Genomic DNA, 15,526 nt, shown 5'->3' with positions numbered 1-15,526 from the left:
ATCCTGACACCTATTTTCGAAAACAGCATTTTCGATTTGAGCGTCCCTGAACTATCACACCGGACGGCGCGTCTGTCAACATCCGGTCCCCGTCGACTGCGCCCCTTCCTATGCTTAAATAGCAAAGATAGCGGCTTTGGCGCCATTTGCTATCCGTGGCCGCTGCGCACGAAACGAGGGCGACCCATGACGACGACGGCTCACATCGACCTCTCCGATTTCACGCTGTGGCACAACGGATTTCCGGACGAGCTGTTTGCCGAGCTACGACGCAGCCGGCCGCTTTTCCGGCACGACCTCACCCCCGGTGTCACCAAGATCGGCATCCAGCGCGACTTCTGGATAACCACCAAGCACCGGCACACGGTGCGCCTGCACCGTGACGCGGATTCGTTCACCGCGGTCGACGGTCCCCTCATCCAGCCGGTCGGCATGTTCTCGGCGTATCCGACGATCATCAACATGGATCCGCCGGAGCTGAACAAACGCCGCAAGCTCATCGCCAACGCGTTCAACCCGCGGGCGATCGCCAAACTCGAGGACGGCATCCGGGCGCGCGCAGCGCGGATGATCGACCGTCTGCTCGCCGAGGGCGGCGGCGACTGGATCACCGACGTCGCCGACGCGCTGCCGATGACGGTCATCGGCGACATCATCGGCATCCCGGAATCCGACCGGCCGCGAATCTTCGATTGCCTGGACCGCATCCTGAAGGCCAACGCGGTCGGCGCGCGGCCGAGCTGGCAGGACTACACCGATCTCTACGCCACCATCTTCGGGTACGCGATGGAGCTCACCGCGGACAAGCGGCGCAATCCCACCGACGACATCTGGAGCACGCTGGCGACCGCGGTGATCACCGGCGAAGACGGCGAGCAATTCAGCCTGCCCGCCAACGAACTCGAGTTCTTCTTCTTCGTGCTGGCGTTCGCCGGCAGCGACACCACCAAGAACGCGCTGGCCGCCGGGGTGCAGGCGTTCGTGCGGAACCCGGAGCAGATCGAGCGGTATCGCGAGCGGGAAGCGTTGCGGCCCAGCGCCATTGAGGAGATGTTGCGCTGGGCGTCACCGGTGGCGTACTGGACGCGCACCGCGAAGGTCGACGTCGAGATGGACGGCCAGCACATCGCGCGGGGCGAGCGGGTGGTGTCGATGCTGCGTTCGGCGAACCGCGACGAGGAGGTCTTCGACTCGCCGTTCACCTTCGACATCGGCCGCCAGCCCAACCCGCAGGTGGCGTTCGGCGGTGGCGGACCGCATCACTGCCTGGGCGCCATGCTCGCGCGCGCGGAACTTCGCGCCGTGTTCGACGAACTGCTGCTGCGCTGCGACGACATCGAACTCGGCCCGGCCACGGTGGCCCACCCGAACCTGCTCACCAACATGTCGATCTACGACGAGATGGCGATCTCGCTGTCCGAGCGGCAATAGGTCAGTAGGGCGCCCCGTCACGCGTCAGTCGCTCAGCCGCAGCGCGGCCTTGGGGCACTGGTCCACCGCGGCGCGCACGTCGATCTCCAGGCGCGGCGGCACCGGTCCGTCCGCGATCTGCACCACGTCGGCGTCGCCCAGTTCAAACACCTCCGGGGCGAGCGATTCGCAGAAACCATTGGCCTCACACAAGTTCTCGTCGACCGTCACGCGCATGCCTCATAGGCTAGGCTTTGGCGTTTTGCGATGGGTGTTCGGCTCAGCCGATGGGCCGACCAGCGTTGCCGAAGTGGTCTGGTCGGCGAGTTCGTCGGCATCATCGCTCCCTAAAGGAGTAATCAACGATACGTCTGGTCATCATGTGGCCATTGGTGCGTTATGCGCGATAGTCCGCGATAGTCCGCGATAGTCCATGCCACCATGTCGTCGACGACGCGCCGAGATCGACGTTATCGTGGGAAAGTTCGAGTAAGCGGCGCGCTAACGTCGATCTCGACGCAGGAAAAGTAGCCTGGGCCGCTAGACGCCCTTCGGACGGGTCCCGATCACCCCGCTGGCCGCCAGGTTCGCCAACTCTTCGTCGGTCAGCCCGCACCGCTCGCGCAGCACCTCGTCATTGTGCTCGCCCAGCCTCGGCGGCGGACGCAGCAGCCACCTGTCCTGGCCGGCCAGCTTGGCGAACGGCGGGCACGGATAAAGGCCCGCGCCGGTGCTCGGGTGGTCCAGGGCCTCGAAGAAGCCCCGGTCGAGCAGCTGGGGATTCTCGGTCACCAACGACGGCGACACCACGGGCGCGGCGGGAATACCGGCGCCGGCCAAGCGCTCCACCGCCGATTCCCGCGGTTGCCCGGCGAACCAATCCCGCAGCCGGCGATCGACGTCGTCGGCTCGCTCCCGCTGGCCGGCGACGGTGGCCAGGCTCTCGTCGCACCAGTCGGGTCGACCCATCACGTCGACCAGCGCGCGCCATTGCCGGTCGTCGCGCACGGTGACCGCGATCCAGTCGTCGTCGGAGCCGGCGCACCGGTAGATGTTCTGGATCGACTCGCCGTGGCCGCGGTTGCCCCGCCGGCTCAGCGTCACCCCGAAGACCTCGGATTCGATCGCCTGTATCGCGGTGGCGTTGAGCACGGTTTCGAGCATCGGCAGCTCGACCAGCTGCCCGGATCCGGTGCGTTCGGCGAAGTTCAGCGCCGCCAGCACGGCGAACGCGGCGTGCACGCCGGCCAGCGGATCGCAGGCGCCGCGCGGCGTCACCGGCGGGGCCTCCGGCAGCCCGGTCACCCAGGCCAGGCCGGCGATCTGCTCCATGGTGGGCGCGAATCCGACCCGCTCGCGCCACGGGCCGTCCAGCCCGAACGCGGGCATCCGGGCGACGACGAGTCTGGGGTTGACGTCGAGCAGCACGTCGGCGGTGAGCCCGAACTGGTCCATGACGCGCGGGGAGAAGTTCTCGATGACGACGTCGGCGCCGGCCGCCAGCTTGAGGGACAGCCTACGTCCTTCACTAGAGCCCAAATCCAGTGTGACCGAACGCTTGTTGGTGTTCATGGCGTGGAACACCCAGCCGTATTCCCACCAGTCGTCGACGTCGGTGCGCATCCCGCCCGAGTAGCGAATGCCGTCGGGCCGCTGTATCGACTCCACCTTGATGACGTCGGCGCCGAACGCGGCCAGCAGGTGGGTCGCGGCGGGCCCGGCCCAGAACGCGGTCAGGTCGACGACGCGAACGCCCGCCAGCGGCAATCCGTGTGGCGCCGGATCAGGCTCGGATGTGCTTCTGCGCCACGGTGGTTCGTCGTTGCCCTCGCCGGGAGCGGGGGTGTCGCGCACCTGCGCGGGCGCGCACGCCGACATCAGCCACGGCGGGCGGGGCTGGTCGAAGCCGGCGGGGTTGCGGACAAACACCCCGCGCTGCCGGACGTACTCCATGTCGCGGATCGTGGAGCCGTTGCCCAGCGCCGCGATCGGGAGCCGGAACAGTTGCCCGAGTTCGACGACCTCGTCGACGGTCCGTTCGGCCAGCCACGGATGGATCTGTTCGCGGATCAGGTCGCGGTATTGCCATCGGCCGATCTGGAAACGCAGCTGTTCGATCTCCTCCAGCCGCGGGCACTCGACCATCGCGCAAAAGTCGAGCCATTGCTGGCCGGTGACCATGGTGATCCCGACGTAGCCGTCCTTGGCCGGCTCGATCGACGGCACTTCGAGCGTGCGGCGGATCGGCGGCACGCGCAGCAGCTGCGAGTGCAGCCATTCGCTGCTCTGCATCGCCGTCATCGCCTCGAGCATGGACAGGTCGAGATGCTCGCCGGGGCCGCCGCGTTCGACGCGGCGGCGCGCGGCCAGCGCGCCGAACGCGGCGTACACGCCGCCCATGTACTCCCCCAGGTCGCCGCCGATCGAGATCGGCGGCCCCGCGGGATCGCCGCGAAAGCCGGGCGAGCCCGCCCACGCCTGCAAGGTGAACTCGCTGGCGGCGCGGTCGGCATGCGGCCCGGCCCAGCCGAAGTCGGAGATCGTGACGATGATCGCCCGCGGCGACTCGGCCAGCAGCCGCCGCGGATCGACGCCCAGCGCCGCGGCCCGCGACCGGCCGGCGGTGACGACCACGACGTCGGCGGCGGCCAGTTCGGCGCGGTAGCGCCCGGAATCCGGAGCGCACGTCAGGCTGCGCTTGCCCGCATTGAGGTAGCTGAAGAACGGCGACGCATCGCCGTCGGCGACCGGCGAACAGGTGGCCGAATACCGCCGCAACCAATCCCCTTGCGGCGGTTCGATTTTCCGCACCCGCGCCCCGGCGTCGACCAGCAGCTTCCCGCAGTAACCGCCGGCTATCCGGTCACTGATCTCGACGACACGCAACTCGTGCAGCGGTGTCGGCCGGCTTTCGGACGCGCGACTCACCCGGCTATTTATACCATTACTGCTAAAATAGCTAAGCCTGTCGAGTTCTGAGGATTGGATGACCGCCCTGGGAATTGGCCCCGATGCCCGTCGCCGATTGTCGGCGCCGCGGATCGCCGAAATTGTAGCCGACGAGTTGCGCCGCCAGATCATCGACGGCGAACTCGCCGACGGCGACCTCCTGCCCCGCCAGGAGGTGCTCGTCGAACAGTTCAACGTCAGCCTTGTCTCCCTGCGGGAGGCGCTGCGAATCCTGGAAACCGAGGGGCTGGTCTCGGTCCGGCGGGGCAACCGCGGCGGCGCCGTCGTGCACGCGCCGGCGAAGACCAGCGCCGCCTACATGCTCGGCCTGCTGTTGCAGAGCGAGTCCGTGGAGGTCGCCGACCTGGGCATGGCGTTGCAGGAACTCGAGCCCGCCTGCGCCGCGCTGGCGGCCCAGCGCCCCGACCGCGCGGACACGTTGGTGCCCGAACTCAAGCGGGTCAACGATTCGATGGCCGAACACCTCGACGACGGTCGGCTGTTCACCGAAATAGGCCGCCAATTCCACGATCTCATCGTCCGGGGCTGCGGAAATCACACGATCATCGCGGTGGTCGGCAGCCTGGAGACGCTGTGGACCAGTCACGAACAGCAGTGGGCGGACGAGAGCGCGGCGCGCGGCACCTACCCATCGTTGGCGAAGCGCCGCGCGGTGCTCAGCACGCATGTCAAGCTCGCCGAGACCATCGCGGAGGGTGACGTCGACCGGGCTCGCCGGATCGCGGGTCGCCATCTCGCCGACACGCAGACCTATGTGCTGTCGGGCCGGCCCGATCAACGCATCTATGCCCTTTCGCCGCAGGCCCTTTCACGTTCGGGGTCCCGCCCGCGCGACATGCGGCGCCCTTGACGCCGCCAGGAACTTGATGTCCCCGCGAACCGCGTTGGTCACCGGCGGCAGCGGCGGGATCGGAAAGGGATGCGGCCGCAAGCTCAGCGAGCTGGGCTACGACGTGGTGCTGGCCGCACGACGCGAAGGACCCCTGCGGGCGGCCGCCGAGGAGATCGGTGCGCGCCATGTCGTGGCCGACGCATCCGATCCCGACGGGTTCTCCGCCGCGATAAGCGCTGTGGAGACGGTCGATCTCGTCGTTCATGCGGCCGGCGCGCTGGGCGGAACCTACGCGCGCAAGCAAACCTTCGAGCAGTGGCGGGCCATCATGTCCGCCAACCTGGATTCCTGCTTCGTGGTGACCGCCGCCGCGCTGCCGCGGATGCGCGCGGGCTCGCGGTTCGTGTTCATCTCGTCGTCGGCGGCGCACGAGCCGATGCCGGCCCGGACGGCGTATTCCGCATCGAAAGCCGGCATGAACGCGTTCGCCCGCGCGCTGGCGCTCGAGGTCGACCGTGACGGCATCAGCGTGCACGTCGTCACCCCGGGCCCGGTGGAAACCGAGATGCTGCAGGACGTTCCCTTCGAGATGTACGCGATCCGGGTGTCCGACGTCGCCGAGGCGGTTGCCTGGCTGGACACCGTCGACCCGTCGGTTGATCTGCCGGAGATCCGGCTCGGCGCGGTGCAGCGGGGTCCGTTCGCCCGGCCGCCGATCGTGCCTACGGAAGCCCGTCGCCGGCGAAAGACTTGATCACCGATTCGCCGAACTCGTGCAGGGAATCCGGGACGGCGAAATCGGCGAACCAGACATAGAATCGCTCGACGCGCTGGGCGGCCAGGCCGGTAAAGTGCCGGATCAGCTCGTCGGCGTCGCCGCACACCAGCCCCGACCCCAGGGTGCCGAATCGCCGGGTGCTCACGTCGCGCACGGCGTTCGGATCGCCGCCGGACCGGACGAAGCCCACCATCTGCTGGACCGACACCCGGGCCGTTCCCGCCGCCGGGGCCAGCTCGGGCAACCTATCGAGGTGGTTGGCCGGCAGGTTCCACCAATCCGCGTAGCTGCGAACGAGTTTCATCATCCGAGGCCCGGTGCCACCCAGGACCAGCGGTATCGGATGGGACCTGCGCGGGGCCTGGGCGGTGTCGCCCGCGGCGTCGCCCCAGTACTGCCGGATCAGCTCGAGGTGGCGCCCCAGCTGTTCGACCCTGGCGACCGGATCCTGCTGGCCGACACCGAATCTGGTGAATTCGGCGGGCCATGATCCCGCACCGAGGCCGAGCTCGAATCTGCCGTTCGACGCGTCGGAGAGGGTGACGGCCTGTTTGGCGAGGACGGCGGGGTGGCGGAAGGCGTCGCACAGAACCAGATGGCCGATCCGCAGCCGCTCCGTCTTGGCCGCCACCCAGGTGGCGATGCCCATTGCCTCCCAGATGTTTTCATCGGGGAGCCCGGGAGCCTCGAGGTGATCGATGAACGCCATCCCATCGAAACCACTGGCCTCGGCGTGGCGGGCCCGTTCCGCGATGTCGGCCGCCGATAGCCGCACCTGCGGCAGGAATAGATACCACTCGACCATGCGACAACCTGTGCTCGTGCCGATTGCAACAAAGGCGCTAGTTTACTATTTTTATTATGTTAGGGGTCTTATGGATGTCGGTCTGAGCTCGGAGCAACTGTCGCTGCGCGACGCCGTGCGCGACATCCTGCGCGCCGAATGTCCGCCCGACGCCGCTCGCCAGGCCCTGACGGACCCGGAGCGCTGGCGCGCACCGTGGAAGACGATCGTCGATCTCGGCTGGACGGAACTCGCGGCACCCGCCGGCGACTACGGACCCGTCGAGCTGGCGGTGGTTCTCGAGGAGTGCGGCGCCGCCCTGGCGCCAATCCCGTTGCTCAGCAGCGTCGGTCTGGCCGCCGGCGCGTTGCGCGGTAGCGGCCTCGACGCGGTGCTCGCCGACATCGCCGGCGGCGTCGTCGCCACCCTGGCGGTCCACTCCCCCGGGTCTCGGCTCCCCGGCGCGCCGGCGACGCTGCGCGACGGGCGCCTGCGCGGGCGGGCCGTCGCGGTCCCCAACGCGTCTCGCGCCGAACTGATCGTCACGCTGGCCACGGCTGGTGACGGCGTCGTGGTCGCGGTCGCGCGCTGTGGTGACGGGGTGACCGTGACGGCGGGCGAGTCGACCGACCCCGCCCAACCGGTGGCCGACGTCGAGATCGACGCCGAGCCGCTGGCCACCGCGCCCGTGGACCTCGAATCCGCGCTGACGGCGCCGCTGGTGGCCGCCGCCGCGGACCTGGTCGGCGTGGCGAGCGCCGCCCTGCACCGCTCCGTCGAGCACGCGAAGGCACGTCGCCAGTTCGGCACGCCGATCGGCGCCTTCCAGGGGATCAAGCACGCGCTGGCCGACAACTACGTCGGCGTGGAACGCGCCCGCAGCCTCACCTACGCGGCGGCGGCCCGCCTCGGCGATCCCGGGGCCGCGCCCGCGGATGCCTGGACCGCGGCCGCGCTGGCCAAGGCGGCGGCCGGCGACGCGGCGGCCAATTGCGCGCGCACCGCGGTCCAGGTGCACGGCGCGCTGGCGCAGACCTGGGAGCACGACATCCACCTCTACGTCCGGCGCGCCTGGCAGGGTGCGGCGATGCTGGGCGACAGCCGCGCGCTCTACCACGAGGTGGGCCGCCATTTCGCGGGGGGCGCGCGATGACGGCGGTGGTCGAGGAGTTCGGCGCGTGGTTGACCGAGTTCCTGCCGAACGACTACGACGAGAGGTATCGCGAGTACCGCTGGGACCTGCCGCTGCGGCGCGACTACCAGCGGGCCGCCTTCGAGGCCGGCTGGCTGCAGCCGACCTGGCCCCGCGAGCACGGCGGCCGATCGCTCGGCCTGCGCGACGCGATGGAGGTCCGGCTCGCGGCGGCGATGCGGTCCGCGCCCAAGCTGCCCAACATCGCCGGTCCCAACGTCGCCGCGCCCGGCATCTGTCAGTTCGGCACGCCCGCCCAGATCGACCGGCTGCTGGTGCCCCTGCTGCGCGGCGACGAATGGTGGGCGCTGGGCATGTCCGAGCCGGAGGCCGGATCCGACTTCGCCGGCCTGCGCACCCGGGCCGAGCGCGATGGGGACGTGTTCCGGGTCAACGGCCACAAGATCTGGACCACCCAGGCCCACGAGTCGCGGTGGTGCACCCTGTATGCCCGCACCGATCCGGCGGCGCCGAAACACCGCGGCATTTCCTGCCTGATCCTCGACCTGCACGCCCCGGGGGTGAGGGTCGAGCCCATCCGGATGGCCTCGATCTCGGACGAGACGTTCTGCGAGGTCTTCCTCGACGACGTCGAGGTGCCGGTGGAAAACCTGTTGGGGCCGCTGCATGGCGGATGGAACGTCGCGCTGTCGTCGCTGCACCACGAACGCCAGATGATCTGGATCATGAACTGGGTCGAGATCAAGCGCGGCCTCGCCTTTACCCGCGAGCGTGCGTGTTTGTACGCCGACGCGCCGAGCGGTGGCGTACAAACACGCACGCTCGCGCCGCCGGGAGGCGAGGCGCTCGGAGGCGAGGACCTTTGCACCGAGCTGGGGTCGCTGCTGGCCGATGCCGAAGCGCTGCGGGCCACCGGATACCGCGCCCTGGGCAACGAACTGGCCGGACGGCCCAACCCGGAGGCCGACATCCTGAAGCTGCTCGGATCGGTTACTTTGCAACGGGTTTGGGAGCTTGCCGCGGCCGCCGAGGGACCGGTTTCGACGAGCGACCCGGATCTGCTCTTCGAGCGCCAGGACGCGCTTGCCGCGACCATCTACGGCGGGACATCGGAAGTCCAGCGCAACATCATCGCCGAGCGGCTGCTCGGGCTGCCGAAGGGATGACGACGATGGATTACGACCTCGGCGAGGACGCCGGACGACTGCGAAATCACCTGCGGGAGATGATATCCCATCACATCCCCGCCGACTTCCTCGGCGCCTGCACGGAGGATCCGCAAGACCTGGCCACCACCGAGACGTTCTGCAAGCTGCTGGCATCCGAGGGCCTGCTGGCGCTGGCCTGGCCGAAAGAACATGGCGGCGGAGGCGGTTCGATCTGGCAGCAGACGGTGCTGCGCGAGGAAATGTGGGCCCAGCACGAGCCGCGCGGTCCGCAGTACATGGGAATCAACTGGGTCGGCCCGGCGCTGATGCGTTACGGCACGGCCGAACAGAAGGCCAAGCACCTGTCGGCCATCGCGTCCGGGGACGTGATCTGGTGCCAGGGGTTTTCCGAGCCGGAGGCCGGAACCGACCTCGTCTCGTTGCGCACCCGCGCGATGCCCGGCGGGGACGGGTGGCGCATCACCGGACAGAAGGTGTGGACGTCGTATGCTCAGATGGCGTCCTGGTGCGTGCTGGCGGCCTGCACCGATCCCGACGCGCCAAAGGCCAAGCGGCTCACGCTCTTTCTGCTGCCGATGGACCGACCCGGTCTCACCGTCCGGCCGATCCCGTCGATGCTCGGACCGCATCACCTCAACGAGATGTTCCTGGACGACGTGCCGGCCTACCCCGGCGACGTCCTCGGCGAGCCCGGCGACGGCTGGCGGGTGATGCGGGAAGCGCTGGCCTTCGAGCGGGTCGGCATCGCGCGCTACGCGCGCTGTGAATCGCTGCTGGACCGGGTGCGCGCCGGGCTGGGCGACGACTGGGACCTGCTTCCCGAGAGCATTCGGGCCCGTTGGGTGCGGGCTCTCGTCGACCTGCGGGTGGCCAGGCTGCTGGCCTATCGGGCCATCTCGCTGCAGGACGACCCGTCGGCGGGCGCGGCCGCCAGCGCCGCCCGCATCGCCACCACCACCTGCGATCAGCAGGTCGCCGAGCTGCTTTTCGACGTGCTGGGCCCGGCCGCGCTCGACAGCGGCGCGTCGGCGCCCCTGCACGGCGCGATCGAGGACCATTGGCGCTACGCACAGGCGGCCACCGTGGCGTCGGGCACCATCGAGGTGCAGCGAATGCTGGTGGCGAGGGACGTCCTGGGGGAGCACCGGTGAAAACCGAACTGCCACAAGATATCAGCGACTTCGCCGCCGTCGCCGCCAAGCGGCTCGCCCGCCTGGGCGGGCCACAAGCGGCGCTGCGGGCCGAGAGCGACGACGGCATTCGGGACGCGGCGCGCGCGGCCCTGCGCGACGTCGGGACGTTCGAGCTCGACGTGCGCTCGGCGGCCGACGATCTGCTGGCCGCCGCCGTGGTCTGCCAGGCCGCCGGCGCGAACGCCCTGCCCTATCCCCTCGTCGAGGAGCTACTGGCGATCGACGGCGCCCGGCTCGCCCTGGTCAACCCCGAGGCTCCGCGCATCGACCACGGCGACCTGCCCGGGGGTTGGATCGCCGCCGACCTGGACGGCACCCGATACCTCGTGCGGCCTGGGGCGCGGACCGGCGCCAAGCTGGGGCCGTTTCTGGTGCCGGCCGTGTTGAGCGCACCCGATGGGACCGTCCCCGCCGCCGACGTCAACCTCCATCTCGTGCTGGGATCGTGGCGGATTCTGGGCGCGGTGCAGCGGTCCCTGAAGATCGTCACCGAACACGTGCGCGCCCGGGTTCAGTTCGGCAAGCCGCTCGCGGACTTCCAGGCCGTCAGGTTCGCCGTCGCGGACGCCGCCGTCGCGGTGCGCGGACTTCACGAACTCGCGAAATACACCATCTGCCGACCGGAATCGCTGCCGGTACAAGTGCATTGCGCCGACGCACTCGTTCTCAGGTGCAAGGCCGCCGACACCGCGCGGCAGGTGCTGCGCACCTCCCATCAGTTGTTGGGCGCGCTCGGCTTCTGCGACGAATCCGATGTCAGCGTGCTCGACCGGCACACCCAGCCGCTGATCCGGTTGCCGCTGGGCGCCGAGGCGTTCGCCCTGCGGCTGATACCCGACGTCCGCGACAGCCACCTGGAGACGCTGTTCAGCGGGCCGGTATCGGCATGAGCACCCAGCCCCTAGAATCGGGGACGGCCAACCCCTTAGCGGACGGTATTCCGTTCGGCGCCAAGCTCCAACAGCTCGCCGAACAACGCCGCGACGAGGCGGCCGTGACCAATGTCGCGCTCGACGGCACCGCGAGCTCGCTGACCTTTCGTGAACTCGACGCCCGCGCCAACCAGTGGGGGCGGGCGTTGGCGGCCGGCGGAGCTGGGGCGGGTTCGCTTGTGGTGCTTGCGATCCCGAATTCGCAACACCTGGTGCTGGCCGCGCTGGGGTGCTGGAAGATCGGCGCGGTTCCCGTTCCCATGCACTGGGATCTGCCCGAATGGGAGCGCAACCGGGTGCGTGACGTGATCGACCCCGCCGTGGTCGTCGACGAAAACACCCGGTGGGAGCTGGATGGGCGCGCGGCAGGCGAGTCCGAAAGCCCGCTCCCCGCAGCCGTTTCCCCCAACTCCAACGGAATCTGCAGCAGCGGGTCGACCGGCGTGCCGAAGGTGATCCTCAGCTTGGCGCCCTCGCTCTGGACACCCCAGCACGGCGAACCATTCCTGACGAACTGGACGCCGGTGGCCCAGCCGCAGACGATCATGGTGCCCGCGCCGATGTATCACACCAACGGCTTCGCCACCTTCCTCTTCCTGCTCGCCGGTGACCATCTGGTGGTACTCGAAAAGTTCGACGCAGCACTGGTTTTGGATGTCATCGAACGCTTCCGGATCACCAACTTCACGGCCACACCCACGATGCTGGCGCGGATCGCCGCCCGGCCCGACGTCCGGCGCCGCGACCTGTCCAGCGTCGTCTTCATCCTGCAGGGCGCCGCCGTGATGCCGCCGTCGCTCATGCATACCTGGTTCGAGCTGCTGAGCCCCGAGCAGATCGTGACCGCCTACGGCATGACCGAGAACCTGGGACTCACCGCGTTGCGCGGCGACGAGTGGCTCGCGCATCCGGGCAGTGTGGGCCGCGGCTTCCGCGACACCGAGATCCGGATCCTCGACGCCAACGGCAAGCCGCTGGGCCCCGGGGAACACGGCGACGTCTACCTGCGCGCGCCGATGAGCGCGGGATCCCGCTACCTGGGTGGCGCGCCGCCGCTGCCGTCGACCGACGACGGCTTCCGCTCCGCCGGCGACATCGGCTACCTGGACTCCGACGGCTACCTCTACATCGTCGACCGCCGCGTGGACATGATTGTCACCGGCGGCGCCAATGTCTTTCCGGCGGAGGTGGAGTCGGCGCTCGCGGGCCACCCGGACATCGCCGACGTCGTGGTCATCGGGCTTGCCGATGAGCGCTGGGGACGGCGGGTGCACGCGGTGGTCCAGCTCGCGGCGCCGCTGACCGAGCAGCAGGTGATCGAGTACGCGAAGAGCCGGTTGGCGTCGTACAAGGTCCCCAAGACCGTCGAGTTCGTCGACGCGATTCCCCGTACCGCGGCCACGAAGGTCAATCGCTCGGCGATGATCGAGGCCCGGGGCGGCTAACGACCCGACCGCGGGCTCTTGTCCGGGGTCGAGGGCCGGTACCCCTCCCGCACCCCCGCAGGCGTATGTCGGTCAATCCTATGCCCGCAACCACCGCTACAGCACCTCACCAAACCCCTTCGCTCAGACTCGACGCTGCCGGCCGGACCAATGTCAGTCGCGGGTGGTAGTATCGAACACATGTACTGCTTATCTGCTTAAGTGGACTTATGCTGGTCAGCATGTACTTAGCTGACGAGAGTCCGGTCGGCGGAGTGGACTATCCCCGGACGTATCAGGAATTTCGGGCGTGGTTTCCCGATGATGCATCGTGTGTGGCATATCTGGCGCTTTTGCGCTGGCCAGAGGGCTTCCGGTGTCCGGTGTGTGGCGGCGAGCGGGCCTGGCAGACCTCGACGGCACATTGGAAGTGCGCCGGCTGTGGGCGCAAGACGTCGGTGACAGCGGGAACGATCTTTCATCGCACGCGTACCCGCTGAGCACGTGGTTCGCCGCGATCTGGTTGGTGACCTCGCAGAAGAACGGGGCCTCGGCGCAGAACCTGCATGACATGCTCGGCCTGGGCTCTTACGAGACGGCCTGGGTGTGGCTGCACAAGCTGCGCCGGGCGATGGTGCGTCCAGAGCGCGAGTTACTCTGCGGCGTGGTCGAAGTCGATGAGTCCTTTGTTGGCGGACGCGCCGCGGGCCGAGACGGAGCTTCCACTGAAAAAGTACCTGTGATGATCGCGGTGGAAAATGTTGGTATACAGGTGAATCGGAAACTAAAGCTGGGTCGGGTGCGACTTGGTGTTGCTGATGCCCCAGGTTCCAAACAACTGGTGGAGTTCGCCCGCACGACCGCCGAGCCAGGCTCGCTGATCCGCACCGACGGCGCTCGGATGTTTCGAGTGCTGGCCGATGAGGGTTACCGCCACGAATACACCTCGGGTTACAGCTCGCCGGAGCCTGGGCACGTGACCCTGCCCGGGCCGCACCGCGTGGCGTCCCTGCTCAAACGGTGGAACGCCGGCACCCACCACTACCGCGTGGAACGCGAGCACCTGCCCTACTACCTCGACGAGTTCACCTTCAGGTTCAATCGCCGCAGGTCAAAGGCACGCGGAATGCTCTTCTACCGGCTCCTGCAACAAAGCATGAACACCGATCCTCACCCACTGACCGAAATCATCGGCGGCAAACCCCGCCAGCAAACTCAGCTATTGACCGCTCAATCACTGCCTAGCAACACATTCGACGAATTCTAAGGAATCAAGTCCACTTAAGCAGATAAGCAGTACACATGTTCGAGTCCAAGCAATCGTCGCCGGAGATAATCGCCCGGTTTGACGAGATGTTCGAGCGGCGTTATCCGTCGACGACGGCGGAGTCGGCGGCCCTGTTGGATCGGATTGGTGCGGCTTCGCGGGCGGAGAATCGGGCGGCGGCGGCCCAGTTGGTGGGGATCGGGGAGTTGTTCGCGTATCGGTTGTCGCGGTGTGGTGAGACCGAGGAGTGGGCGATTGACACGATGGAGGCGGTGGCCGCCGAGATCGGCGCGGCGCTGCGGATCAGCCAAGGGTTGGCGTCCAGTCGGCTGCGCTATGCCCGGGCGCTGCGTGAGCGCCTACCGAAGGTGGGTGAGGTGTTCAAGGCCGGCGATATCGACTACCGGACATTTCAGCTACTGGTGTATCGCACGGATTTGATCACCGATCCCGACGTGCTCGCCACCGTCGATGCGCAGCTGGCGGCCAGTGTGGTGCGGTGGCCGTCGATGACGCAGGGCCGGTTGGGTGCGCAGGTGGACAAGATCGTGGCCAACGCTGACGCCGATGCGGTGCGGCGGCGCCGCGAGCGCGTGACCGGCCGCGAGGTGTGTATCGGGCCGGTGGGTGATGGGCTCTCCGACATCAGTGCGACCGTGTTGACCCGGATGCCCGCGCCTCGATCAGCGCCTCACGGCGTTGGCGGCCACGGTGTGCACCCACGATCCGCGCACCCGTGCCCAGCGCCGCGCCGACGCGGTGGGGGCGCTGGCCGCCGGCGCCGACCGGCTGGGGTGCCGCTGTGGACGCGGCGATTGCGCGGCCGGAAAGCGGCCGGCGGCGGGCCCGGTGGTCATTCATGTGATCGCCGAGCAGGCCACCCTCGCGGGCCGCTCGGCGGGACCCGCCTCGGCGCTGGGCGCCGACGGGCTCATCGCGCCGGAGCTGATCGCCGAACTGGCCATGTCGGCCAGGCTGGTGTCGCTGGTCCACCCCCTGGATGCCGCGCCGGAGAACGGCTACGTGCCCTCCAAAGCGCTCGCTGATTTCGTGCGCTGTCGGGATCTGACGTGCCGCTGGCCCGGTTGTGATCGCCCCGCCGTCGGCTGCGACATCGACCACACCATCCCCTACACCGCCGGTGGGGCCACGCATGCGTCCAACCTCAAGTGCTACTGCAGAACTCACCACTTAATCAAGACGTTCTGCGGCTGGACCGACCAGCAACTACCCGACGCGACACTGATCTTGACCTCCCCGACCGGACAGACCTACGTCAGCACCCCGGGCAGCGCCCTGCTATTCCCCAGCCTGTGCGCACCCACCGGCGAACTACCCACCCCACCGACCACGTCCACCACCGAGTGCCACCGCGAGCGCCGCGGCGAGCGCACCGCGATGATGCCCCGACGCCGCCGCACCCGCACCCAAGACCGCGCCACCCGCATCGCCACCGAACGCCACCACAACCGCCAAACCCGCCTGACCCGAAGAGCGGCCAGGCCCAACTACTTCAATCTCCCCCACCCGCCGACGACGACGACCCGCCGCCGTTTTAAGGCGTGACCGAGCGGCGGGTCGTCTGGCGGCGCCACGCACGGTAACCTCATTCTC

The 15,526-nt window shown here is 68.6% G+C and carries 11 protein-coding genes and 2 pseudogenes; 10 read left to right on the top strand and 3 right to left on the bottom strand.

Going from position 1 to position 15,526, the window contains the following annotated elements:
- Positions 1–186 precede the first annotated feature (186 nt).
- Positions 187–1,431, top strand: a complete 1,245-nt coding sequence (locus G6N25_RS17185) for a cytochrome P450 (protein ID WP_083071943.1) — start codon at positions 187–189, stop codon at positions 1,429–1,431.
- Positions 1,432–1,455: 24 nt separating this feature from the next.
- Here G6N25_RS17185 and G6N25_RS17180 read toward each other — a convergent pair whose 3' ends face one another.
- Positions 1,456–1,647 carry a ferredoxin gene (locus tag G6N25_RS17180; RefSeq protein WP_071510163.1) on the bottom strand — a complete coding sequence of 64 codons (192 nt, stop codon included), beginning with the start codon at positions 1,645–1,647 and terminating at the stop codon, positions 1,456–1,458.
- Between the two features lie 303 nt (positions 1,648–1,950).
- A complete protein-coding gene (locus tag G6N25_RS17175) occupies positions 1,951–4,338 on the bottom strand; it encodes a CaiB/BaiF CoA-transferase family protein (protein ID WP_372506714.1) in 2,388 nt (795 codons plus the stop codon).
- Between the two features lie 58 nt (positions 4,339–4,396).
- Between G6N25_RS17175 and G6N25_RS17170 the strand changes: the two genes are divergently transcribed.
- Both G6N25_RS17170 and G6N25_RS17165 read left to right on the top strand, forming a co-directional pair.
- Positions 4,397–5,230, top strand: coding sequence for a FadR/GntR family transcriptional regulator (locus G6N25_RS17170; RefSeq protein WP_071510160.1), 834 nt, complete (start codon positions 4,397–4,399; stop codon positions 5,228–5,230).
- A 16-nt stretch (positions 5,231–5,246) separates the two neighbouring features.
- Positions 5,247–5,966 carry an SDR family oxidoreductase gene (locus G6N25_RS17165; RefSeq protein WP_083071941.1) on the top strand — a complete coding sequence of 240 codons (720 nt, stop codon included), beginning with the start codon at positions 5,247–5,249 and terminating at the stop codon, positions 5,964–5,966.
- Here the strand turns inward: G6N25_RS17165 and G6N25_RS17160 are convergent.
- Positions 5,935–6,795, bottom strand: a complete 861-nt coding sequence (locus G6N25_RS17160) for an LLM class flavin-dependent oxidoreductase (RefSeq protein ID WP_083010972.1) — start codon at positions 6,793–6,795, stop codon at positions 5,935–5,937. The genes G6N25_RS17165 and G6N25_RS17160 overlap by 32 nt on opposite strands.
- A 70-nt stretch (positions 6,796–6,865) precedes the next feature.
- On the opposite strand from G6N25_RS17160, the gene G6N25_RS17155 reads away from it, so the two are divergent.
- The 7 genes and pseudogenes from G6N25_RS17155 (at position 6,866) to G6N25_RS17125 (ending at position 15,471) form a co-directional block, all read left to right on the top strand.
- A complete protein-coding gene (locus G6N25_RS17155) occupies positions 6,866–7,927 on the top strand; it encodes an acyl-CoA dehydrogenase family protein (protein WP_083071940.1) in 1,062 nt (353 codons plus the stop codon).
- On the top strand, positions 7,924–9,093 hold the full coding sequence (locus G6N25_RS17150; protein WP_083071939.1) for an acyl-CoA dehydrogenase family protein: 1,170 nt from the start codon (positions 7,924–7,926) through the stop codon (positions 9,091–9,093). The genes G6N25_RS17155 and G6N25_RS17150 overlap by 4 nt, the downstream gene beginning before the upstream one ends.
- Positions 9,090–10,247, top strand: coding sequence for an acyl-CoA dehydrogenase family protein (locus G6N25_RS17145; RefSeq protein WP_179961678.1), 1,158 nt, complete (start codon positions 9,090–9,092; stop codon positions 10,245–10,247). The genes G6N25_RS17150 and G6N25_RS17145 overlap by 4 nt, the downstream gene beginning before the upstream one ends.
- Positions 10,244–11,179, top strand: coding sequence for an acyl-CoA dehydrogenase family protein (locus G6N25_RS17140; RefSeq protein WP_083071938.1), 936 nt, complete (start codon positions 10,244–10,246; stop codon positions 11,177–11,179). The genes G6N25_RS17145 and G6N25_RS17140 overlap by 4 nt, the downstream gene beginning before the upstream one ends.
- The gene (locus G6N25_RS17135; RefSeq protein ID WP_083071937.1) at positions 11,176–12,666 is read left to right on the top strand and encodes a class I adenylate-forming enzyme family protein; all 1,491 of its coding nucleotides are present in this window, start codon (positions 11,176–11,178) and stop codon (positions 12,664–12,666) included. Before G6N25_RS17140 ends, G6N25_RS17135 begins: the two co-directional genes overlap by 4 nt.
- A 221-nt stretch (positions 12,667–12,887) precedes the next feature.
- Positions 12,888–13,912, top strand: a pseudogene (locus tag G6N25_RS17130) (IS1595 family transposase).
- Between the two features lie 35 nt (positions 13,913–13,947).
- Positions 13,948–15,471: pseudogene (locus G6N25_RS17125) on the top strand (HNH endonuclease signature motif containing protein).
- Positions 15,472–15,526 lie beyond the last annotated feature (55 nt).

The sequence above is a fragment of the Mycobacterium heidelbergense genome (genome assembly GCF_010730745.1).
GTDB lineage: Bacteria > Actinomycetota > Actinomycetes > Mycobacteriales > Mycobacteriaceae > Mycobacterium > Mycobacterium heidelbergense.
Note: the sequence above shows the minus strand (reverse complement) of the source record. Positions and strands in the feature narration are given on the sequence as shown.

Coding starts and splice junctions, on each gene's coding strand:
- G6N25_RS17160 (WP_083010972.1), bottom strand. CDS start 6,795: ATGGTCGAGTGGTATCTATTCCTGCCGCAGGTGCGGCTATCGGCGGCC.
- G6N25_RS17145 (WP_179961678.1), top strand. CDS start 9,090: ATGACGACGATGGATTACGACCTCGGCGAGGACGCCGGACGACTGCGA.
- G6N25_RS17165 (WP_083071941.1), top strand. CDS start 5,247: ATGTCCCCGCGAACCGCGTTGGTCACCGGCGGCAGCGGCGGGATCGGA.
- G6N25_RS17150 (WP_083071939.1), top strand. CDS start 7,924: ATGACGGCGGTGGTCGAGGAGTTCGGCGCGTGGTTGACCGAGTTCCTG.
- G6N25_RS17185 (WP_083071943.1), top strand. CDS start 187: ATGACGACGACGGCTCACATCGACCTCTCCGATTTCACGCTGTGGCAC.
- G6N25_RS17135 (WP_083071937.1), top strand. CDS start 11,176: ATGAGCACCCAGCCCCTAGAATCGGGGACGGCCAACCCCTTAGCGGAC.
- G6N25_RS17155 (WP_083071940.1), top strand. CDS start 6,866: ATGGATGTCGGTCTGAGCTCGGAGCAACTGTCGCTGCGCGACGCCGTG.
- G6N25_RS17170 (WP_071510160.1), top strand. CDS start 4,397: ATGACCGCCCTGGGAATTGGCCCCGATGCCCGTCGCCGATTGTCGGCG.
- G6N25_RS17180 (WP_071510163.1), bottom strand. CDS start 1,647: ATGCGCGTGACGGTCGACGAGAACTTGTGTGAGGCCAATGGTTTCTGC.